At 62.2% G+C, this 20569-nt stretch carries 20 protein-coding genes; all 20 read right to left on the bottom strand.

From position 1 onward, the window contains the following. Nucleotides 1-450 (bottom strand): hotdog family protein, encoded by a 450-nt coding sequence (locus AC0GUR_RS01640; protein ID WP_472875719.1) that lies wholly within the window; start codon nt 448-450, stop codon nt 1-3. After that, nucleotides 447-1637 (bottom strand): beta-ketoacyl-[acyl-carrier-protein] synthase family protein, encoded by a 1191-nt coding sequence (locus tag AC0GUR_RS01645; protein WP_472875720.1) that lies wholly within the window; start codon nt 1635-1637, stop codon nt 447-449. The genes AC0GUR_RS01640 and AC0GUR_RS01645 overlap by 4 nt, the downstream gene beginning before the upstream one ends. Beyond that, nucleotides 1634-2356 carry a class I SAM-dependent methyltransferase gene (locus AC0GUR_RS01650; RefSeq protein ID WP_472875721.1) on the bottom strand — a complete coding sequence of 241 codons (723 nt, stop codon included), beginning with the start codon at nt 2354-2356 and terminating at the stop codon, nt 1634-1636. Before AC0GUR_RS01650 ends, AC0GUR_RS01645 begins: the two co-directional genes overlap by 4 nt. Then, on the bottom strand, nt 2353-2826 hold the full coding sequence (locus AC0GUR_RS01655; RefSeq protein ID WP_472875722.1) for an acyl-CoA thioesterase: 474 nt from the start codon (nt 2824-2826) through the stop codon (nt 2353-2355). The genes AC0GUR_RS01650 and AC0GUR_RS01655 overlap by 4 nt, the downstream gene beginning before the upstream one ends. After that, nucleotides 2816-3784, bottom strand: coding sequence for an LpxL/LpxP family acyltransferase (locus tag AC0GUR_RS01660; RefSeq protein ID WP_472875723.1), 969 nt, complete (start codon nt 3782-3784; stop codon nt 2816-2818). Before AC0GUR_RS01660 ends, AC0GUR_RS01655 begins: the two co-directional genes overlap by 11 nt. Beyond that, nucleotides 3777-4391, bottom strand: a complete 615-nt coding sequence (locus tag AC0GUR_RS01665) for an ApeI family dehydratase (protein WP_472875724.1) — start codon at nt 4389-4391, stop codon at nt 3777-3779. The genes AC0GUR_RS01660 and AC0GUR_RS01665 overlap by 8 nt, the downstream gene beginning before the upstream one ends. After that, nucleotides 4388-4933 carry a COG4648 family protein gene (locus AC0GUR_RS01670; protein WP_472875725.1) on the bottom strand — a complete coding sequence of 182 codons (546 nt, stop codon included), beginning with the start codon at nt 4931-4933 and terminating at the stop codon, nt 4388-4390. The genes AC0GUR_RS01665 and AC0GUR_RS01670 overlap by 4 nt, the downstream gene beginning before the upstream one ends. Next, nucleotides 4921-5190 carry a phosphopantetheine-binding protein gene (locus tag AC0GUR_RS01675; protein ID WP_472875726.1) on the bottom strand — a complete coding sequence of 90 codons (270 nt, stop codon included), beginning with the start codon at nt 5188-5190 and terminating at the stop codon, nt 4921-4923. Before AC0GUR_RS01675 ends, AC0GUR_RS01670 begins: the two co-directional genes overlap by 13 nt. Further along, the gene (locus AC0GUR_RS01680) at nt 5187-5981 is read right to left on the bottom strand and encodes a lysophospholipid acyltransferase family protein (protein WP_472875727.1); all 795 of its coding nucleotides are present in this window, start codon (nt 5979-5981) and stop codon (nt 5187-5189) included. The genes AC0GUR_RS01675 and AC0GUR_RS01680 overlap by 4 nt, the downstream gene beginning before the upstream one ends. Next, entirely contained in the window at nt 5957-6703 is a 747-nt protein-coding gene (locus AC0GUR_RS01685) for a beta-ketoacyl synthase chain length factor (RefSeq protein WP_472875728.1), read from the bottom strand. Before AC0GUR_RS01685 ends, AC0GUR_RS01680 begins: the two co-directional genes overlap by 25 nt. Beyond that, nucleotides 6700-7959, bottom strand: coding sequence for a beta-ketoacyl-[acyl-carrier-protein] synthase family protein (locus AC0GUR_RS01690; RefSeq protein ID WP_472875729.1), 1260 nt, complete (start codon nt 7957-7959; stop codon nt 6700-6702). The genes AC0GUR_RS01685 and AC0GUR_RS01690 overlap by 4 nt, the downstream gene beginning before the upstream one ends. After that, a complete protein-coding gene (locus tag AC0GUR_RS01695; protein ID WP_472875730.1) occupies nt 7956-9182 on the bottom strand; it encodes a beta-ketoacyl-ACP synthase in 1227 nt (408 codons plus the stop codon). Before AC0GUR_RS01695 ends, AC0GUR_RS01690 begins: the two co-directional genes overlap by 4 nt. Then, nucleotides 9179-11578, bottom strand: coding sequence for an MMPL family transporter (locus AC0GUR_RS01700; protein ID WP_472875731.1), 2400 nt, complete (start codon nt 11576-11578; stop codon nt 9179-9181). Before AC0GUR_RS01700 ends, AC0GUR_RS01695 begins: the two co-directional genes overlap by 4 nt. Beyond that, nucleotides 11575-12183 carry a LolA family protein gene (locus AC0GUR_RS01705; RefSeq protein ID WP_472875732.1) on the bottom strand — a complete coding sequence of 203 codons (609 nt, stop codon included), beginning with the start codon at nt 12181-12183 and terminating at the stop codon, nt 11575-11577. Before AC0GUR_RS01705 ends, AC0GUR_RS01700 begins: the two co-directional genes overlap by 4 nt. Beyond that, on the bottom strand, nt 12171-12959 hold the full coding sequence (locus AC0GUR_RS01710; protein ID WP_472875733.1) for a glycosyltransferase family 2 protein: 789 nt from the start codon (nt 12957-12959) through the stop codon (nt 12171-12173). Before AC0GUR_RS01710 ends, AC0GUR_RS01705 begins: the two co-directional genes overlap by 13 nt. A 16-nt stretch (nt 12960-12975) precedes the next feature. Further along, on the bottom strand, nt 12976-13245 hold the full coding sequence (locus tag AC0GUR_RS01715; RefSeq protein ID WP_472875734.1) for an acyl carrier protein: 270 nt from the start codon (nt 13243-13245) through the stop codon (nt 12976-12978). An 819-nt stretch (nt 13246-14064) separates the two neighbouring features. Continuing rightward, entirely contained in the window at nt 14065-15543 is a 1479-nt protein-coding gene (locus AC0GUR_RS01720) for a hypothetical protein (protein ID WP_472875735.1), read from the bottom strand. Between the two features lie 425 nt (nt 15544-15968). Next, entirely contained in the window at nt 15969-17072 is a 1104-nt protein-coding gene (locus tag AC0GUR_RS01725; protein ID WP_472875736.1) for a Glu/Leu/Phe/Val dehydrogenase dimerization domain-containing protein, read from the bottom strand. A gap of 219 nt (nt 17073-17291) precedes the next feature. Continuing rightward, nucleotides 17292-18698: an amino acid permease gene (locus AC0GUR_RS01730; RefSeq protein ID WP_472875737.1), complete on the bottom strand. Its 1407-nt coding sequence runs from the start codon at nt 18696-18698 to the stop codon at nt 17292-17294. 63 nt (nt 18699-18761) lie between these two features. Beyond that, the gene (locus tag AC0GUR_RS01735) at nt 18762-20513 is read right to left on the bottom strand and encodes a DUF885 domain-containing protein (RefSeq protein WP_472875738.1); all 1752 of its coding nucleotides are present in this window, start codon (nt 20511-20513) and stop codon (nt 18762-18764) included. Nucleotides 20514-20569 lie beyond the last annotated feature (56 nt).

The raw sequence follows: 20569 nt of genomic DNA on the forward strand, positions 1-20569 counted from the left end.
CTAGGCGAGTGACGCGAGAAAGGCAGAGGGATCCGTGGGGCTGAAGACGGTAAGTCGTGCTTCGGCGTGCGCGTCGCCGGCATCAATCCGGCAAGCGAACACGCCCATCCCATCCTCGTCGTGGAATGTTCGCACAGCCTCGATACGCAGTTCGCTGCCAGCGGGGAAGGTGTTCACGTTGCAGCTGTACAAGCGCGAGCCAAGCAGGAAACCCAGTCTTACTGGCAAGCCTGCATCCCGAGAATGACTGCCAGACCAGGCGGCAACCGTCTGGGCCATCAGCTCGACCCCCGCCCATGCTGGCAAATGGCCTTGGGAATCGACAAAGGGAGCCCCCGGTTCCAGCGTGCGCACACATACCATGCTGTTTTCGTCGTAGCTGACGATGCGATCGATCAGAATCATCTCGCCGGTATGAGGGAGCACATCAGCGAGCGGCCGGGGCGTCATGCCGCGTCTCCCAGGATAAGGGTGGCATTGTTGCCGCCGAAGGCGAACGAGTTGCTCATGAGATAGCGCCGGCCGTGCTCAGGCAGGTACTCGTCCGATCCGGTGAGATCAAGTGTGGGCAAGGCGGGGTCGCGCTGACCATCCCAGACATGACGCGGCAGGCGCCGACGGCTACCTGTGTCAGTGAGGCTGAGCCAACAGAAGGCGGCTTCGAGCGCACCCGCTGCACCCAGCGTATGACCCGTGAGGGATTTGGTGGAGGAGCACGGGACGCCATGCGGGAATAGGGCGGCGACTGCGTGGCTCTCCATCGCGTCGTTCTGCTCAGTGGCGGTGCCGTGAAGGTTGACGTAATCGATCTGTGTCGGATCGAGACCCGCACTGGCAAGCGCGGCGCGCATGGACGCCTGCGCGCCGAGTCCTTGCGGATCGGGCGAGGACATGTGATACGCATCGGAGCTCGCGCCGCCGCCAAGCAACTGCACCGGCCCACGTTCGCGCGTCATCAAGAACAGTGCAGAAGCTTCCCCGATGTTGATGCCGCCGCGCTGCCTGGAGAATGGATTGCAACGAGCCCGGTCCATCGCCTCCAGCGCGTGAAACCCATTAATGGGCAGCCCACTCAGCGTATCTGCGCCACCGCACAACACGGCATCGCACACACCCATCCGCAGCAGACGCTGCGCACTGAGCAGCGCGCGAGCGCTGGAGGTGCAAGCCGTGGAGATGCCATAACAGGGGCCAGCCAAGCCCAGCCATTCGGCGAGAAAGGCGGCCGAGGCGCCAAGCTCCTGATGGGCATAGTGGTAATGCGCTGGCCACGCGCCATCACGCCGATAGCCGTCGATACCCAGAGTCGCTTCTTCGATGCCCGTGGTGCTGGTGCCGATGATCACACCCATCCGCGCGCTGCCGAATTGTTCGATAGCTCGCCTGATCTCCGGCTCGATCTCCAGCGCGGCAGCCAACAGCAAACGGTTGTTGCGGTTGTCACGGGTGGCCGCCAGTGCATCCGGCACCGGCGGTAGTTCGATACGCACCGAGCCCAGGGGTACCTCGCGGTCGGGTATCCAGTCGGGCTCGAGCCTGATGCCCTGGTCATTGCCCGCAAACAGCGCGTCGGCCACGACGGCTTTGCCAGCCCCTAGCGTGCAGACGACACCCAAGGCGTTGAGATACGTGTTCATACCGTGGCGAGCGGTTTCTGGGCCACGACGTTGACCAGTGTTTCCTCACGAACGCCCGGCGGCGGCGGGGCACGCAGGCCCCAACGCTCCAGCAAGCCAAAGTCGCTGGAGCGGCTCCACCAAAGATAGGGCAGGGAGACGCGATCCGCACCAAAGACAAAGCCGCGACCATGCAACATGGCGATATATTCCTCGGCGCTCTTCTGCACATGCATCGGATGCCGGAAGAACCATCGAATCACCCAGGTGTCGATATATGCCTTGGTCGATTCGGCGAAGAGCAGCAAGCCACCGGGCTTGAGTACGCGCCAGTATTCGTCCAATGCACGTTCCTGTTCCACCAGGTGATGAAACGTTTGATGGCAGAACACAACGTCGACACTGGCATCGGGCAAATCGATCTTCGCGCAATCGCCGGTGATCAAGTCAACCTTGATACCTTCGCGTGCAGCTTCTTCGCGAGAGAGTTTGATACTGTGCGGATCGGCATCCAGCCCTATGAATTGCGCGGGTTGGAAGGCGTCGCGCAGCAGGCGAAACGAACGGCCCTGGCCACAGCCCACGTCCAGCAGCGTGCCGACCGATGGCAGTGGGCTGCCGATCATGCGCTTCAAGTCATTGATGGCCACGCGCAGGACATGATGCTGCCAGGTGTGGGTGCGGAGGAAGCGAAAGCCGATTCGAGTCTCCGGAACATAGGTGGCGCTGGCGTAGCTCATGCGTGTGTCTTGCTCAGAAGAATAGGGAAAGTGTGGGTCGCGGGATCTGCAGGCAAATGCCGTTCGACGGCGGCGATGAAAACGTGTGGCGATTCCAGTTGCATTTCACCCTGCAGATTCACCGCAACCTGGATGGTGCTGGCGCGGGTCAGACGCTCACCTGTAATCGCATCGCGAATGAGGTAATGCACCTTCAAACGGTTGCGCCATTCGACCAGCTCGGCGCTGACGATCAGCTGCTGGCCAAACTTGGCCGGGCCGACATAGCGCAGCTGCACGTCGATGACGGGCCAGACCCAGCCTTCGGCCTTCATCTGGGTGTAGTTGTGGCCAATCGCATCCAGCAGCGCACAGCGCGCCATTTCCAGATACTTCACGTAGTGGCCATGCCAGACAACATTCATCGAGTCCACATCGAAGAACGGCACCAGGATGTCAGTTTCGGTGCGGAGTACGCCTTTAGCTCGCAAGATCGGCCTCCGTCTTCGGTGATTGCCAATAGGGGAAGAAGTTGAACCATTGCTGCGGCGCCTCAAGGCAGCGCTGGGCAAGGCGATCTGCATAGCCCTGCGCCCAGCGCTGGATGGTCGCATCGCGCTGGCCGCGCGCCCATGAGCAATCGTCGAGGTATGGCTCAAGGTGGATGGTGTAGCGACCGTTCACCTTGAGGCAGCAAATCAGATTGACCGGGCAGCGCAACAGACCTGCCATCAGCCACGGTCCTTGCGGGAGCGGCGCCGTTTCGCCGAGAAACGTCACCTCGACGCAGCGACCACCGTGCAGAGGCACGCGGTCTCCGGCAACGGCCAGCCATTCGCCGCGCTCGATGCGCTGCGAGAGGTCCATCATCAGGGCCGTATCCAGTTCGCTCACCTGAATCAGGCGCATGCGATGCTCGCCGGCTTCGCCCAGCAGTTCGTTGAAGTGGCTGACGTGGTGCGTGTGCACCAGCACGTTCAGGGGCACCTGGTCACCCAGCTCCGCCATGGCGCGGCACACGTCCAGATTGCCCAGGTGTGTGCACACCAGAATCTGTCCACGCTCCTGGTTGCGACTTTGCAGCAGCCGGTCACGGATGCCGGCAGGGTCGTCGAGCAGGACCTGGTCGAGGCGAAGCTTGCCGGCCCACACATCCAGGCGATCAAGCATGCAGTCCGCGAATGCCATGAATTGGCCAAACACCGAGGAGCGGTGCGGCATCAGCTCGGCTTTCCCGGACCAGGTCGCCAGGCGGGACTGGTACTGGCGGATGCCCGAACGCCCGCGGCGATCAGTAGCGTAGAAGTAGAACACGATGAGATAGAGCAGCGGTGCCAACACACGTCGCCCCAGCCGACGCGCAATCCATGCCGTCAGCTTCATCAAGACGAAACTGCCGCGCTCTTTGCGGCCCGCCCAGTGCTGCTCGTTCGGAAGCACATCAGCCATCGGTGCGATCCCAAACCAGTCGGCCCGAGGAGTACTCAAGCTCACCCTGTGCGTAGGTGAAATGCAGGCGTCGCAGGTCCGCGTCGTAGCGCAGGGTCAGCGAGACATGGTCGCCCGGGCGCACCGGGCGCAGAAATTTCAGCTGCTCAATACGACGACAGACGTCCGGCGTACCAAAGCGAGTCGCGCCGAACGAAAGGACCCAAGCCAGCTGCACGACGCCCGGCAGAATGGGGAAATGCGGAAAATGAACGTCGAAATGGCGCAGATCCAGCGGAATGCGCAGAGTAAGCGTGGCTTGATCGGGAAGTAGCTGCTCGTCGAGCAGCATGGCGCACTCGGGACGCGGCTCCGCCAAAAAGCGACTCGCCCAATCGGTGTCGGCGTTTGCCGGCCATGCATCGCACAGCCGCCAGGACGTAGGTGATGCCATGCCTTGCGCGACCAGCTGCGTTTCCAGTGTTTGCACAAAGGCGGGCCGGCCCTGCTGACGCAGCGCGGTTACGCCGGCAGCGCTGGGCAATATCACCACGCCTTGTTCAGCGATTGCGGCTTGTGCCACCCAGGGGTGGCTGTGCAGGGCGTCCATTCCCGTTGCCTCGATCATGCAACGCCTCGTAGGCGCCGCCGCAGCAACCACTCACCGGCGAACAGCGTGCCCATGATGAAATAGACGATGAGGCCGTTGTAGAGCGTCCACCAGCTGAGCGGTTCCCAAAGCGTGAGTACGGTCGACGTCAGCGCATTGAACACGAAGAAGCCGACCCATACCCAGGTCACCTTGCGTGTGTAGGGAATGGCAGCGTCAGGAAGGTCCGGCTCTCGCAGGCGCGCTATGCGCTCCACGATGGGCGGCCCGAACTTGAGGCTGAAGCCGAAGACGAAAAGCAGCAGCAGGCTGATCAACGCGGGATACCAGCGCAGCAGGGTAGCCTCACCGCTGAAGGCAAGCACGACGCAATAGATCAGGGCGGCGCCCACCATCCATCGCCCACCGGGCTGCTTGAGCAGCGCCGGCGCACGTATCAGCCAGACCGCGCCCAGGATGAGCGCGAACACCGGTGCATCGACATGCTCCATGCCGAAGTACACCAGGAACGGATACAGCAGCCCGACGACAGGCAGCAGAATGGAGGTCAGCCGGCGCATGCGGTCCGTTGAGCTTCGACGAATTCAGTCAGGCTGGCCACGTTGGCAAAGTGGCGGCGCGCATCGCGCGAGTCCGAAGCGATCTGGATGCTGTAGCGGTTCTGCAGCGCCAGCGCCAATTCCAGGGCGTCGATGGAATCCAGGCCAAGACCCTCACCAAACAGGGGGAGCGTGGGCGTAATGTCGCTGGCCTGGATGTCTTCCAGACTCAGCGTATCGATGATGAGTTGTGCAATGTCCAGTTGAAGGTCGGTCACGGCAGTGCCAGCTCCTTGAGGTAGAGGGTGTGCAGGTGTTGATTGAGTCGACGTGATGCGATGGGCAGCGGTGCGTCGGCATTGAAGGTGGCGGGGTCGATGTCGGCGCCCACGCGCAGGCACACGTGCATGCGCCTATGCGGAATGCTGTACCAGGGCTCGGCCTTGGTCAGGGTGGTGGGGTTGACCGAAATGAACACCGGTGTGATGACGCGCGCACCGCGAAGCGCAATGGCCGATGCGCCGCGGTGAAATAGCGGCGCCTCACCCGGGGTCGTACGGGTGCCTTCCGGAAAGACGATGAGTGTCTGTTCGTCGCGCAACACATCGGCCGCTTCTTCCAGCATTTCGGGGCTGCCGTTGTTGCTGATGTATTCGGCGCGGCTGATGGGCCCGCGCATGCACGGGTTGCGCCACAGGCTTTGCTTGACGATGCAGTTGGCATCACGGATCTGCGAGACCAGGAACACCACGTCGATCAGCGAAGGGTGGTTGGCGATGATCATCTGGCCCGGTTGGCCCAGGCGATCGGCGCCGACCACCTCAAACGTCAACACACCGGTTCGATACATGAACTGCACATGGAGGTGGAACGCAACACTGATCGCCGCGCGCATGCGTCGGCGTCGCGTCAGTGCGCTGCCAGGCAGCACCCAGAGCAAGGGGAATACCAGCCCATGCAGCAAGATGCCGCCAATGCCGAACAGCAGAAAGCTCATCGCAGTGGCCATCAGGCGCCACGCGTAGAAATCACTGCGACGAAGATTTACGGGCTCGGCTGCCAGGTCCATTGGCGTGTTTTCCAACAATGATTAAAGGGGGCGTTGGGTGCTTGCAACGCACGCAGAAAATCCAGTGCGAACGGCCAGTCGGTTTTGACTTCATTCGCGGTGTTACTGGCGAGACGGAGTTGCCACTGAGTGGCTGGCGACGCCTCTGCTTTGGGAGCCGAAACTCCCACGCGCAACGCGACCGCATACGAAAACGGAACATCGTCGATCCAGCCGTCATAGGCGGCGGGTGGACGTTCCTCGGCTATAACTACAATGACCGCAGGCGCGCCCTGATCGATCAGGGTCGCCGCTTCCAGCATGGCGTGCTCGAAGGTATCGGCTTCGCCGGCAATGGCTGAAGATTCGCCGCGTTGGCCGCGCAGGATCGACCATTGCCCGGCAATGGCGTTGTGCACCGACAATCCGAAATGCGTCGGCGATAGCGGTACACGGTCGGCGACGTCGCCAAGCAACGCGTAGGTTCGGGTGGTTTCGCCGTGGCGGGATGCGAACACCAGCGGCAGCTGTTCATCGTCGCCACATAGTGGCCACGCCACATGCAGGGCGATGCGCGCCATCCGGCTCAGGCGTCGTCGCTGCATGGCGGGCAGAAAGCTGCAATCCGGCTGTTCGCCTTGGTCGTCGGGTGACCAGGGCGCTCTGGCCCATGTCTGCCAGGCTTCGATGGTTTCAAGGCCAGGCGCCCAGGCGCGCCAGTCGGCGATACGCAGATGGATCATGCGTCATGGCCTCCCGTATAGGTGCGAAACATCAGTGACGCGCAGCTGCCACCGAAACCAAAGCTATTTGAAAGCACACAGCCGACCTTTCGCTCCGCATTGGCAGTGAGTAATGGCGTGGCGTCGAAGGCAGCATCGCGCTTGCTGATGGCGGTGCCGGCGGCGAAGTCATGCTGCATCATCATCAGAGAGGCCACGGCATCCAGCGCGCCCGCGGCGGCAGGCGCGTGGCCAATCAAACCCTTGATGGATGAAAGCGGTGGCGCGGACATCCCGCGTTCTCGGAACACGGTGTCGATAGCCTCCCACTCGGCCTGGTCCCCCAGCGGCGTAGAACAGGCGTGCGCGTTGATGTAGTCAGGCAGGGCATCACTTTGTGCCAGCGCCTCACGCATGGCTTCCGCGATGCCGGCGGGGCCGGGGCCGACCATGCTGGTCGCATCGGTGCTGGCGCCGTAGCCGCACAACTCGGCAAGAATCGTTGCGCCTCGGGCTTGGGCATGTTCCAGCGATTCAAGCACCAGCACGCCGGCGCCGGCAGCGAGCACAATGCCATCGCGATCTGCGTCGTAGGGACGCGATGCCCGGTGCGGTTGCTCGTTGCTGTTGACCGAGAGTGCGCCCATGGCGTCAAACCAAAGTGCGGTAGTGTCGTGCAGTTCCTCGCTACCGCCGCAGATAACTTGTTGCAGCTTGCCCAATTGGATCAGCTCCATCGCCTGGCCAATCGCGTGCGCGCCGCTGGTGCACGCAGACGACACCACCATGCTGCGACCACCCACGTTGAACGCATGCGCAAGGCCGGCGGCAACCGAACTGCTCATGCCGCGCGTGACGATATAAGGGGAGAGCCGGGCAATCCCGCGAGAGGCAAAGCTCTCGAGTGCGGTCTGGTGCTCGCTCAAAGCAGCACCACCACCAATCACCAATCCACAGGCAGTTGATGACAACTGATCGGACGTGACGGCTGCCTGAGCAATCGCCTCGCGTGCGGCCTGCCAGGCATACCAGGCGGTAACGGGCAGGAAGCGACGCAGCTTGCGTGGCGGCTCTTCCAGCTCACGTTCGTCGACCGGTCCACCGACCTGGCAGCGCATGCCCAGTGCTTCGAGCTGCGGCATATGGCGCAGGCCGCTGCGCCCTTGACGCAGCGCTTCGAGCAGACGTTCATTGCCCACGCCAACGCAAGACACAGATCCCGTCCCGGTCACGACGACACGAGGGAGGGAATGGCGTGGCGTGGCAGCGACGTTCATGCGTCGACGGTCTTGAAGATCAGCGACGTGTTGATGCCGCCAAACGCGAAGTTGTTGTTCATCACGTAGCGCGTCCTGAGCTGGCGACCTTCGCCGACGATGTAGTCGAGCGAGGCACACTCGGGGTCGGGATTTTCAAGATTCAGCGTCGGGGCGAACCAGCCCTCTCGCATCATCTCGATCGCCCACCAGGATTCCAGCGCACCACACGCACCCAAGGTGTGTCCGACGAAACTCTTCACCGAGCTGATCGGCGTGCTCGTGCCCATCACGGCCAAGGTTGCGTGGCTTTCGGCGACGTCGCCGCGATCGGTCGCGGTACCGTGCGCACTGATGTATCCGATGGCATCGGGTGTCAGCGCGGCATCGTCGAGCGCCATGCGCATGGCCACCGCCATGGTTTCGCGTGTCGGCTGGGTAATGTGGCTGCCATCGGAGTTGCAGCCGAAGCCGACGATTTCCGCGTAGATGCGCGCGCCACGAGCAACGGCGTGTTCGTACTCTTCCAGCACGAGCGTAACGGCACCTTCACCGACCACCAGACCATCGCGGGCCCGATCAAACGGGCGCGGCGTCAGCGAGGGCTCGTCATTGCGCGTGCTGGTGGCAAACAAGGTGTCGAACACGGCGGCGCCGGGGCCGGAAAGTTCTTCCGCTCCGCCGCACAGCATCAGCTTCTGCTTGCCTTGCTGGATCGCCTCGTAACCGAAACCGATGGCCTGGCTGCCGGAGGTGCAGGCGCTGGAGGTGGGAATGATGCGTCCCTTCAACCCAAAGAACACGCCGATGTTCACGGCCGTGGTGTGCGCCATCATCTGGATATAGCTGGTGGCGGTGACACCTTGCATCGAGCCGGTGTCGAGCATGTGGCCCATCACGCGAATCGGCTCTACGCTGCCACCCGACGAGCCGTAGGCGACGCCCATGCGGCCATCGGCGATCAACGCGTCACCATGCAGGCCAGCATCCTGCAGCGCGCGCTCGCTGGCGGCAACGGCAAGTTGCGCCACACGGCCCATGGAGCGCAGGTGTCGGCGGGGCCACGGGGGCGGGGCGAAGTTGTCGACGGGGCAGCCCAGGCGACCGTTGAGTGCGTCGAAGTAATCCCATTCGGGCATGCGACGCACCGCGTTGCGATACTGGCGCAGGCGCGTGGAAATGGTGGTCCAGTCGTGGCCGAGCGGAGTGATGCCACCGATGCCGGTAATGACGACGCGCTTCATCGGCTGGCGCCCTTCTCAGGGAAAGAAACGTTCATGGGGTAAGTCTCGGAGGCGGGCAGGCTGACGGGTGCGAGAAGCGCGGTGAAGCCGATGCCCAACAACAGGGTGATGCCAAAATGCTGCAGCGCCGGCATCGCGCTCAGACCCAACAGCCCGAACGAAAGCAGCGCAGTGACGGCGGAGAGCAGCACGCTCGCGTAGCTGGCGCCCGGGAGATGTGCCGTGTACGGCTCACCCTCGCGCAGAAACACAGCGTAGTTGGCGCCCACACCCAGCACCAGCATGAGCGCCATCCAGTGGAATAGCGTCAGCGGCTGGCCCAGGTAGCCAAGGGCTGCGACGGTCAGCCCGATGCCCATCAGCGGCGGCGCCAGCACACGCGCGGCACCCCTGCCGTAGCGCCAGGCAAACGCGGCACCTACGAGGACCAGCGCAGCGAGCAGCCAGACGCTCGCATACTCGCGATAGCGACCAAACAATGCCGATACGCTGGCCGGCTTGTCGATCAGCTCCACGCCCGCCAGGCCTTCGGATGCGCCGCGCAGAACAGCGGCATCCTCCTGACCTTGCGGAATGACGATCGATGCATAGCTGTTCGCACCTTGGTCCATCCACAGGTATCTGAAAGGGAGAGACAAAGGCATCGACAGCCAGTCGTCGATCTTGAGCGTGCGTCCCGGCCACGCGGCCAGATACGCATCCGCCACGGCTGTCTTCACGCCGGCTTGCAGAAGGGTGGTTTGGAGCGAACGACTTTCCGACGCAAACATCGGCTCCAGCGCAGCCAGGTTTTGCTGCTGTCGCTGCGCCGACGGCACCATGCCAGCCAGACCGATCCATGCATCGAGCTGCTGCCGGTCAACCATCGCCTGGAGACGCGCCTCCAGCGTTTCCTCAGCTTGCAGCGTTTCTTCGGGCGTGCTGCCCGTCACCAGGTAAAACTGACTGCTGTTGCCGATGCCCGTGATGTCGCGGATGCGTGCTTCTTGCTGGGCCAGCGCAGCGGGCGAGGCGATCAACTGGTGAACGTCGTCGTCGTGCCTGAGCCGCAGCCAGCCAGGCGCCGCCAGGACTGCGATCAGCACGAGCGCAACCATGCCGCCACGGCCGTGTGCCATCTTCCCTACATGGTGCTGCCATGCTTGGGCGATGCGTACCAAGGCTGGCGATATCGGCTTGCGAGCGGGTGCGGAGGCCAGCAGAGGCAGCAGCCAGAACACGCTGAGACAGGCGACGCTCATGCCCACCATGGCGAAACAGGCCATCTGGCGGAGCGCGGGAAACGGCACCAGGCCAAGTAGCGTATAGCCAAGCAACGAGGTGCCCAGTGCCAGCAGCAATGCGGGGCGCACCTGTCTTGCACCGCGCTGCGGCTGCCAGGCGTTGCCCGCGTTTGCTCGTGCGCAGAGATACTGGATCGAATAATCCACCGCCTCGCCGAGCAAGGCCGCACCGAACACCAGGGTCAGCAGGTGGATTTGGCCAAACAGCAGCAAGGTGATAGTGAGGGCGCTGATCACTCCCACCGCCGTCGACAGGAAGGCAATCAGCAGTGGTCGTGGTGAGCGGAACGTCCAAAACAACAGCAGTGCGATGCCAAGGGTCGAGGCCAGCCCTACCACGTGCATATCGCGCTCTGCACCCGCGCGCGCCACGGCGGCATAGAACACCGCGCCCGTCCTGAGCAGCTCCGTGCCGGGATGTTGGTGACTCACCGATTGCCATGCGTGGTCGAGTGCGCCGATGGCCTCGCGCTGCACGGCGTCGTCGTAGGAGGAGCCGCGCAGGGTAGCGATCACCATCACATAGGTGAGCCCATCCTTGTGCGCGGTAAGCAGATCGTCCTCGGGCATCAGGGGCGAGCGACTCCAAGGCTGCTGGTTCAGCCAGTGCTGCAGCCAGCCGAAGGGATCGTTCTGCAATGTCGTGCCGACGCCCGCAAGAAACGGCTCGTTGAGCCGGCGCGCCAGCGCTTCTCCAGCGTCGTAGTTGGGGGCGACCAGCGCCATGCGGTCTGCATGGGTGAGCAGGCCGAAGCGATAGGGCAGGTAGGGCGAAACCAGTTGATTGAGGTCGAATGCCGGCAGTTCGGCGGTGACCGACGAAAACGCCGGTGAACGGGAGAGGGCGCTACCCAGTTCGCGCGCGGCGTCCTTCGCGGTGGTGTCATCGGCATCGGCGACCAGCAGCACAACACGGTCGCCATTGGCGTGGGCGAGGCGGTCTACTGCCGCTTCGGCCAGCGGGTGGCGCTCGGTCGAGGGAAGCATGGCGAGCAGATCGGTCTGGATCGGCATGCTGCCGCGCCAGAACAGCAGCCAGGCGCCAAGCAGGACCATGCTCAGGGCGAAGCCGCCAAACAACGCAGCACGCGGATGCAGACCCTTGGTGCTCATGGCATGCCAAGCGCCTGTCGCTCGAGCGGACTCAGTGCGCCCGCATCGCGCGTGCCATCAAAGCGTATCAACGTACTTTCGCCGTTCTGCATGGTGACGTGAATGCTCTGCAGGAACTGGTCGCCGCTGAGCTCGATGGCCTGAAGTACACGGGCCATGCGCTCCTGTCTCGGGATGAAGCGCAAGGTCCACTGCGCGGTGGTACCCCGGCTCTCCACGTTGAACTGGCGCAGCGCCTCGTCCGGCTGACCCGCGAGCATTGACTGCAGCATCTGCGTCACCTGAGTCACGCCACGATCGCCGTTGCGTACGACTTGTGCGTTGCCCTGATCGTCGATGCGCGTCGTGCGCGCGCCGGTCAATGCCAGTGTTTCCCTATAGGGCTGGGACACCTGCCACAACATGCCGTGTCCAGTCACAAATACCAGCTGCCCCTTGCTGAGCTGCGGCTTCTCCAGCGCAGGGTTTTCGCGGCTCTGGGTAAAGTTGGCGCGCACGCTGGGGTGACCTGACAACTCATGCAGCACGCGATGGAGCAGGTCGGCGTCCTGCGCATGCAGGGTGAGTGCGAAAAGGCAGAGCAGGGCTGCTATCAGCTGGCGCATGCCGCCTCCGTTGCGCGAAAACGACGCCAGATCAAACGAGGCGCACGTGGCAGCATGCCCAGCAGCAGGCGGGTATGCATGGCCGAAATGCGCACGTTGTCCCGGAACATGCGGAAGTGGGACAGCCCATTCTCCGGATAGATCACCCGGGTCGGCAGATTGCGCACGGGCACACCACGCCACACGAGCCGCACAGCGGCCTCGGTATCGAAATCCATGCGCGCGGGAAACGGTTTGCGCGCGAGCTCGGCGCACGTGGGTGCGAGTGGGTACAGGCGGAAACCGCACATGGAGTCCTGAATCTCCATCGACAGCGTTTCCAGCCACACGAAGAAGTGGGTGACATAACGGCCGTACAGGCGTCCACGCGGCACGCTGTGGTCGTAGATCGGGCGCCCGCAGATCATGGCGCGCGGATGGGCCGCACTTTCTGCGAGGAAGCGCGGCACATCGTTGACGTCGTGCTGCCCGTCCGCGTCGATCTGCAGCGCATGACTGAACCCCATCTCCCTAGCCGCCAGCAGGCCGGCGCTAAGTGCGCGGCCCTTGCCTTGGTTTTGGGGAAGGCGCAGCAAACGCACCGCGGGTTGGTTGATCACCAGTGCGTCGAGCACCTCGCGGGTAGGGGCGTTGCTGCCATCGTCCACAATCACCACCGGCAAGCCATGCGCGAGCAGGCCAGCCACGGTGTTACCGATGGTGTCCTTGTGGTTGTAGATGGGTATCAGCGCGCAGGGCGCAAACGCGCCCTCAACTGGCAAAGCGCTCGCGTTCATGCGAGGTCCCGCCGCTTCAGCGGTGGAGCAGGGTTTGGACGGTAGCGATTACATCGCCGACCGTACGCACACTCTTGAAGTCTTCGGGCTTGATGCGCGTCCCGGTCATGTCCTGGACCTGGATCGCCAAATCAACCGCATCAATGCTGTCCAACTCGAGGTCGGTGAACAAATGCGCGTCAGGCTTCACCCGCGCCGGTTCGATCTCGAAGGTTTCGTGCAGCATCTCCTTCAGGCGGGACAGGATGTCCTCGTCGCTGATGCCGCTGGCCATGATGGTGCTCATAAGTGCTAAATCCTGCCCTGCGTTCCACGGTCGTTGCCGATAGCAATTTCTTGCGATACAAAGACCATTGGAACTTGTCGCTCCCGCTTCTTTTGCGGAATGCAAAAGAAACGACACCGGCAGAAAGCCGGATAACTTGAGCGTTCCTTGAATTTATTTGCCGGTGAAACCGGCCCCCTGTTTCCGCCAATACCTTTTGTAGGCAATGCCTTACAAGAGTGCACGGCAGCTGGAGGAGTTTATCAGAAGATGATTCGCTTTGACGTGTTCTTTCGGAAGGCGAAAGGTCTGGCGGCCGGCGTGTCCATAGAAACGTGCTAACGCCTGTCGTAAGGCGGAAAAGGTAAGCGCCGCCGCCGCGTGCATAGCAGCCCAGTTCGGCGCCGATCATCCCCTGCAAGCGGTCGATCGGGTGCACTGCCAGCCACCGGCCCATCAGGACCTCCAGGGTCAGCGACGATGTCGTCGTCGCCACCCGGATGGGTGCCAGCGCCGCTGCCGTTCCAACCTCGCGTTGCCCACACATCCACCGCGCATAGCTCAGTCCGTGTCGACGGCCATACGCCGCCACCGACAATTCGCCATCGCGTCACGCCGCGTGACGTGCTCTCCTTGGCGTTGCCTTGTCTGCCAACGTCAATCCACCTGCTTAGAGGAAAGCGTGCACCTCAGCAGGCACATCCTTTCAGGGCAAGATGACGCGAGCGGACGGTTACCCGTGTGCTCTCGATATGGTGGTTGAAATGAAAAAAGCCGCCAGAAGCACGGTAGGCAGGTTGGCGATAAGTTTTTGTTTTGATGCCGTAGTCTGGCGGAAGACTACCGATCGTTGATCAGCATCCAGGGGCGGTCAGAAGAGTCGCCACGGATAAGGCGAAATTCGCGTGCGTCACTCCGTGGCGCACTCTCGAACCATCCTTCAATGGCGCGCTCATTGGGAATGGACACGTTCTTCCCGATCGTCTGATAGATCAAGTTGCCATTGATGAAGATGGGCTGATTTTCAATGCGAACAACATCGCCATCGCGGACTCCGTCAAAGAGAACGTTATGTAATGCGGCCACCAGTGACTCACGCGGCTCCCTGAAGTTCGCATCAAGGCGAGCCGATTGATGCATATTCATCACCCAATTCAGTGGCGAATAGACTGTAAATGCGATCGCCACAATGACAATCGCCCACGTCGCGCGCTTCGAGATCAGATAATCAATGGTGATCGCACCTAAAATCGCCAGGCCGAAATATTCATAATAAACCGGGATATATCCAGAACCCCACCACAGCGTCGTCTGATACTTTGCCGAAATCGCAATGAGCGCGGCCGGAACAGTCAACAGGGAAACCGCCACGAGGATCGCAGCGCCAGGTTGGTATCGCTCAGTCGTTGGGGTCCGCGAGATCCCACAGAAGAGCGTGCACCACAAAATGGCAATCGCCCACGCGCCCTTGCTGCCCACCGCCAAGCGAAGAAGACTGGCGATAGGCATCTCGTTGCGGCCATCAAACGCATAGAAGCTGCCGGGAAGAGCCGCGAAAAGCTGCTTTAGAAATGCAATTGGAATAGCGGTAACGTGCCCGAACTGAGATCCCTCATAAATCTTCGATGCGCCATGCTTCAGCATGAGGCTCGCGATGACGAAGCAGAAGAATGGCAAAAGGATCGCGATAGCGTTGCGCGCCAGTTTTTCCCGCGCCACCCAGATCGCGCCGAGTGCTATCGGGATGTACGCAACATTGATCTCGTAGCACATCATCGAGGCCGTCGCGAGCAACGAGGAAGCGACCAACCAACGGAATGCACCTGTTTCTCGCCATTTCTGGAGCAGTAGCAGAGATACCGTCAAGGCGATGCCGAGCATCTGACAAAATGTTGCATAAGCCCCGATCGGATCATCCATATTCCTTATCTGGAATAGCGGGGCCAGGAGAAGCAGGAAAAGGCCAGCGGTGCGCCAACGCGCTCCCAGTCTACGCAGCAGCCACGCAGTCAGCGTGATATGTACGAGCAGCAACCCAATATCGATCAGGCGCACTGCCAGCACGTCGCGGACAAAATAGAAAAAGCCATACACGGCTGGCCAGCAAAGGATGATCCTTCCGTATTCCGTCAACCATGCAAAGAAAACACGGGACGAGAATGACCACACAGTGGTGTGGAAGCGGCCGACTAGTCCCGATATCTGGCTATTGAGCGTGTCATCAAACCAGAATCCATTCTTCACATACGGGACAAGCATCATCGCGAGCAGCAGAATCATGCCTGCAGACCAGCCAATCCCCCTTAGCTTCTTATTCATTGTGGCCTTTGCCCAAATTCCGTTGGACGCATCTTACAAGGCGCCAGACGATGTGCGCTGCCATTGTCCATTTGTATCAGCGCAGGCAAGCGAAGTTGATACGTCAGCGGGTCCATCCCCGCCATTACATCTTCGCTTTTGAGCTGCTGCTTCACTCCGATGGCCGGTCGTCCCTTGGTGAAATTGTTCACGACCGGCAATGCGCGGAACTTTCGCCCATCGAATAAGCCGTCCGCCACGGAGTTCATACTCCGGCAATGATCAGGGGCCGTAAGCACGAGTTGCTCCTGTCGGCGTGTTGCCACGACGCCCAATTTCCTCGTGCTACGTGAACCTAATGGCAGGGAAAGCGTCAATCGGAGGTTATTTCTCAAAGAAAACGCCGGCCTGAGGCCGGCGTTTTCGTCTAACCAACTGCCTCAGTCTTACTGACCGCGCATGCGACCAGCAAAGCGCGGACCGTGGTCGCCCATGGTCGGCAGCTTGATCTTGCCAATGGACTCGATGCGCTCTTCGGCCAGACGATCGGCCGCCTTGTAGGTCGGCACGCCTTCGGCCTTGGAGATTTCGAAGATGCGGCCCAGGTTGTAGTAGATCGTGCGCATCATGCGCATGGCGCGCTCGCGGTTGTAGCCGTCGATTTCCAGCGACACGTTCATCACGCCGCCGGCGTTGACGGCATAGTCCGGGGCGTAGAGCACGCCGCGACGCTGCAGTTCGTCACCGATGGCGTCGGTGGCCAGCTGGTTGTTGGCGGCGCCGCAGATGATCTTCGCCTTGATGCGGTCGATGGTCTGCTCGTTGAGCGTGCCACCCAGTGCGCACGGCGAGTACACGTCGGCGTCGACGTCGTAGATCTCGTCCAGGCCCACGGCTTCGCAGCCCAGTTCGTCGACGCAGCGCTGCACAGCGTCCTTGTTGATGTCGGTGACGAACACCTTGGCGCCCTGCTCACGCAGCAGCTTGATGAATTCGCTACCCACGTGGCCACAGCCCTGCACGGCGTAGCTGTACTTGCCCACGTCTTCGTTGCCGTGCTTGACCTGCAGCGCGGCCATCAGGCCCTGCAGGGTGCCGAACGCGGTGAACGGCGACGGGTCGCCCGAGCCGCCGTGCACCTGGTGCACGCCGGTCACGTATTCGGTTTCACGGAACACGTATTCCATATCGTTGACGTCGATGCCGACGTCTTCAGCGGTGATATAGCGGCCGTTGAGCGAGTTGACGAAGCGGCCGAAGGCGCGGAACAGCGCCTCGGACTTGTCCTTGCTCGGATCGCCGATGATCACCGCCTTGCCACCGCCCAGGTTCAGGCCGGCCACGGCGTTCTTGTAGGTCATGCCGCGCGACAGACGGAGCACGTCGTTCACTGCGTCCTGCTCGCTCTTGTACGGCCACATGCGCAGGCCGCCGAGCGCGGGGCCCAGCACCGTGTTGTGGATCGCGATGATGGCCTTCAGGCCGGCGTCCTTGTTGTGGCAGAAGACGACTTCTTCGTGACCCGTTTTGGCGATGGTTTCGAAAATCATTGGAACGGTGACTCCACGTTTGGCGGTGCCATGGGGATGGCGCAGCGGGATGGAGGCGGGGTTCGATCCAGTGCGGCCCCGCCAGGGCGTACTAACTAGCCTTAAAGCCAAAGCCCCGACCGAGGTCGGGGCGCTGAATTTAGTCCAATAGTTTAGTACGTCCCCGGGACGACGCTTGCTGCGTCGCCGCAAGTCGTTGACGTATGGAGGGTTTGTCGTTTACGCCGGGGCGGCGAGCCGGCTCTTGCGGCGACCGTAGGTCAGGTACAGGGCGCAGCCCAACAGCAGCCAGATGGCGAAGCGCACGTAGGTAATGGTGGGCAAACCCCAGATCAGCCAGCACGAGAAGCCCACGCCAATCAGCGGGACCAGGGGGACCAGGGGCGTGCGGAACGGGCGGTGCAGCTCCGGCTGGCGCCAGCGCAGCACCGTCACCGCGGCGCAGATGACGATAAAGGCTCCCAGCACGCCGATATTCACCAGCTTGGCGAGTTCATCCAGGGGAAACAGTCCGGCCGCCACCGTGGTGACGGCGCCCAAGAGCAACGTGGCACGGTGCGGCGTGCGCCAGCGGGGGTGGATGCCGGCGAACCACCCCGGCAGCAGGCCGTCGCGACCCAGACTGAAGCCGATGCGGGCCCCTGCCATCAGGTTGGCGAAAATCACGCTGGTGATGCCGCACACCGAGGCCAGTGAAATCACCACCATGGCCCACGGCAGGCCGATGCGGGTGAAGGCCCCGGCAACCGGCGCGGCGTTATCCAGCGTGGTGTAGGGCACGATGCCCGTCAGCACCAGACAGATGGCAACGTAGAGAACCAGGGCGATGCCCAGTGACAGCAGCACGGCACGGGGAAGGTCGCGCTGCGGGTTGCGCGATTCTTCCGCTGCAGTGGTCAGCATGTCGTAGCCAAACACCGCAAAGAACACCACCGCGGCGCCCGTGACCACGCCATGCATGCCGAATGGCATGAACGGATGCCAGCGTTCCGGTTTCACGTAAGCCGCACCAACAATGACGATGAGCGCGGCGCCCGCGATCTTGATCGACACAATCAGCGTATTGAAACGCGCACCCCATTCCATGCGCACGGCCAGTAGTGCGGTGATGGCCAGCGAAATGAGGATGGCCGGCAGGTTTACCACGCAACCCGGCGCGCTGCCCCAGGCGCCCTGCGCCCACACGGGAAGCGGCAGGCCTGCGGCATCCAGCAATGCCTGCACATAACCGGACCAGCCCACCGCGACCACGGCGGCGATCAGCGCGTACTCCAACAACAAGTCCCAGCCGATGATCCAGCCGGCGAATTCGCCCAGCACGGCATAACCGTAGGTGTAAGCGCTGCCTGAAACAGGAATCAGGCCCGCGAACTCCGCGTAGCAGAGCGCGGCGGCAGCGCTGGCGATGCCGGCGATGATGAAAGAGAGCAGCACGGCGGGACCGGCCTGTGTAGCGGCCACAGTACCGGTGAGCACGAAGATGCCCACGCCGATAATGCCGCCCAAGCCGATGGCAGTGAGCTGCCACAATCCCAGTACGCGTCGTAGGCCGCTGCCGCCTTTCGCTGCCTCACCCTGCAGCGTTTCCACTGGCTTTCGCCGCAGCATGTCGTTGATCAAGCTCATCGGTACCTCCCCCGTACAGCGTGTCATCTCATAAGTTGTGTCCGCGTCCTGGCGGTTGGTGCCTTACTGTTTCGCGTAAGGCGACTTGCCGCCGTCCGCGATGAACTTGTCCACCTGCTGCTGCAGCACCGGCAACGGCACGGAACCCAGCGACAACACCGTGTCATGGAATGCGCGCAGGTCGAAACGTTCACCCAGCGCTTTCTCCGCTTTCGCACGCGCATCCACGATGGCAAGTTCGCCCAGGTAGTAGGACAGCGCCTGTCCCGGCCACGCGATATAGCGATCCACCTCGGTTTCGATCTCGTGCTCGCTCAGCGCGGTGTTGTCGCGCATATAAGCCTGTGCCTGCTCGCGCGTCCAACCCAGGTGATGGATGCCGGTGTCCACCACCAGCCGGCATGCGCGCCACATCTGATAGCTCAGGTAACCGAAGCGGTCGAAGGGCGTGTCGTACATGTCCATCTCCACGCCCAGTCGCTCGGCATACAGTGCCCAGCCCTCGCCGTAGGCGGAGATATAGGTGTAGCGGCGAAAATCCGGCAGGCCTTCATGCTCAGCCGCGAGCGGCATTTGAAATGCATGGCCCGGCGCGGACTCATGCAAGGTCAGTGCAGTGAGTGAATACAGCGGGCGCGACGGCAGGTCGTAGGTGTTGACCAGGTAGATGCCGGGTCCGCCACGACCGCCGGTATAGAACGGTGCCAGGTCCGCTGGCACCGGCTCGATGGCAAAGCGTTGGCGGGGCAGGCGGCCGACGTAGTTGCCGATCTTGCCGTCGACGCGCTTGGCAATCCACGCGGCATCCTTCAGCAGCTCGTCCGGCGTCTTGGGGTAGAACTTCGGATCGGTTCGCAGGTAGTGCAGGAATTCGGGGAAGCTGCCTTTGAAGCCGGCATCACGGATGGTCTCGTCCATCTCCTTGCGAATGCGCGCCACTTCCTTAAGGCCCAGCTGATGGATCGCATCCGGGCTCATGTCGAGTGTGGTGAATTCGTTGATCCGCGACTGGTAGAACGCTTTGCCGTCCGGCATCGCTTCCGCCGCCAAGGTAGTGCGAGCCTGCGGCATATAGGCGTTGCGCATGAAGTCCAGCAGCTTTCCGTAGGTGGGGATCACCGAATGCTGGATGGCCTCACGGCCTTGCTGACGTAACTGCGCCTGCACGTCGGCAGGAAGGGTGGCGGGCATCTTGCGGAACGGGGTGTAGAACAGGTTGTCATCGCCCTTGGCATTCACCACATCGGCAATGGACTGGTCGCGCCCCGTCAATGTCACGCGTGGCACACTGAAGCCGCGGGCAAGTCCTGCGCGCATATTTGCGGTCTGCTCATCGAAATAGCGCGGCATGTCCTGCAGCTGATGGATGTAGTGACGGTAGTCATCCGCGGTGCGCAGCGTGCGGCGCGCGGTGAATCCAAGATTGGTCCAAAACGCGGAGTCGCTGTTGAAGGGCATTTCCCAGGTGCGGAAATGCTGGTCGGCCAGCAGCGTCTGGATCTGGTTGCGATAAACCGCGTAACTCACCGGGTCGTCGCCGTGCAGTTGGCTGGGTGACATCGCGTCGAGCTGATTTAGCACATCAGCCCAGTAGCGCTCGCGCATGGTCTGGGTGTCCGCATCCACCTTGGGCAGGTGGTCGGCTAACGACTGGTCGTGGTTGTCTTCGTCATCCTCACCCTTGAACTGCGTTTGTCGCCATGCCCATTCCTTCGTGTAGAGCGCGTGGAAGCGGGCGGTGGCATCGTCTTCTGCGTGTGCAGGCAATGCGGCGAGGCATAGCGTGCAGGCTAGGGCGAGGAAGAGTGGCTTCATGTAATAGTTCCTGGTGCAGATGCCTGTAGGAGCGCACTTGTGCGCGACAAGCCAAC

The organism is Dyella sp. PARNA 12/25 (assembly GCF_055702865.1).

What these genes read in the sequence shown, in the direction of transcription:
- AC0GUR_RS01685 (WP_472875728.1), bottom strand. Translation starts at nt 6,703, where the DNA reads ATGATCCATCTGCGTATCGCCGACTGGCGCGCCTGGGCGCCTGGCCTT.
- AC0GUR_RS01695 (WP_472875730.1), bottom strand. Translation starts at nt 9,182, where the DNA reads ATGAAGCGCGTCGTCATTACCGGCATCGGTGGCATCACTCCGCTCGGC.
- AC0GUR_RS01715 (WP_472875734.1), bottom strand. Translation starts at nt 13,245, where the DNA reads ATGAGCACCATCATGGCCAGCGGCATCAGCGACGAGGACATCCTGTCC.
- AC0GUR_RS01730 (WP_472875737.1), bottom strand. Translation starts at nt 18,698, where the DNA reads ATGAGCTTGATCAACGACATGCTGCGGCGAAAGCCAGTGGAAACGCTG.
- AC0GUR_RS01705 (WP_472875732.1), bottom strand. Translation starts at nt 12,183, where the DNA reads ATGCGCCAGCTGATAGCAGCCCTGCTCTGCCTTTTCGCACTCACCCTG.
- AC0GUR_RS01700 (WP_472875731.1), bottom strand. Translation starts at nt 11,578, where the DNA reads ATGAGCACCAAGGGTCTGCATCCGCGTGCTGCGTTGTTTGGCGGCTTC.
- AC0GUR_RS01690 (WP_472875729.1), bottom strand. Translation starts at nt 7,959, where the DNA reads ATGAACGTCGCTGCCACGCCACGCCATTCCCTCCCTCGTGTCGTCGTG.
- AC0GUR_RS01640 (WP_472875719.1), bottom strand. Translation starts at nt 450, where the DNA reads ATGACGCCCCGGCCGCTCGCTGATGTGCTCCCTCATACCGGCGAGATG.
- AC0GUR_RS01670 (WP_472875725.1), bottom strand. Translation starts at nt 4,933, where the DNA reads ATGCGCCGGCTGACCTCCATTCTGCTGCCTGTCGTCGGGCTGCTGTAT.
- AC0GUR_RS01645 (WP_472875720.1), bottom strand. Translation starts at nt 1,637, where the DNA reads ATGAACACGTATCTCAACGCCTTGGGTGTCGTCTGCACGCTAGGGGCT.
- AC0GUR_RS01735 (WP_472875738.1), bottom strand. Translation starts at nt 20,513, where the DNA reads ATGAAGCCACTCTTCCTCGCCCTAGCCTGCACGCTATGCCTCGCCGCA.
- AC0GUR_RS01680 (WP_472875727.1), bottom strand. Translation starts at nt 5,981, where the DNA reads ATGGACCTGGCAGCCGAGCCCGTAAATCTTCGTCGCAGTGATTTCTAC.
- AC0GUR_RS01725 (WP_472875736.1), bottom strand. Translation starts at nt 17,072, where the DNA reads ATGATTTTCGAAACCATCGCCAAAACGGGTCACGAAGAAGTCGTCTTC.
- AC0GUR_RS01710 (WP_472875733.1), bottom strand. Translation starts at nt 12,959, where the DNA reads ATGAACGCGAGCGCTTTGCCAGTTGAGGGCGCGTTTGCGCCCTGCGCG.
- AC0GUR_RS01650 (WP_472875721.1), bottom strand. Translation starts at nt 2,356, where the DNA reads ATGAGCTACGCCAGCGCCACCTATGTTCCGGAGACTCGAATCGGCTTT.
- AC0GUR_RS01665 (WP_472875724.1), bottom strand. Translation starts at nt 4,391, where the DNA reads ATGATCGAGGCAACGGGAATGGACGCCCTGCACAGCCACCCCTGGGTG.
- AC0GUR_RS01720 (WP_472875735.1), bottom strand. Translation starts at nt 15,543, where the DNA reads ATGAATAAGAAGCTAAGGGGGATTGGCTGGTCTGCAGGCATGATTCTG.
- AC0GUR_RS01660 (WP_472875723.1), bottom strand. Translation starts at nt 3,784, where the DNA reads ATGGCTGATGTGCTTCCGAACGAGCAGCACTGGGCGGGCCGCAAAGAG.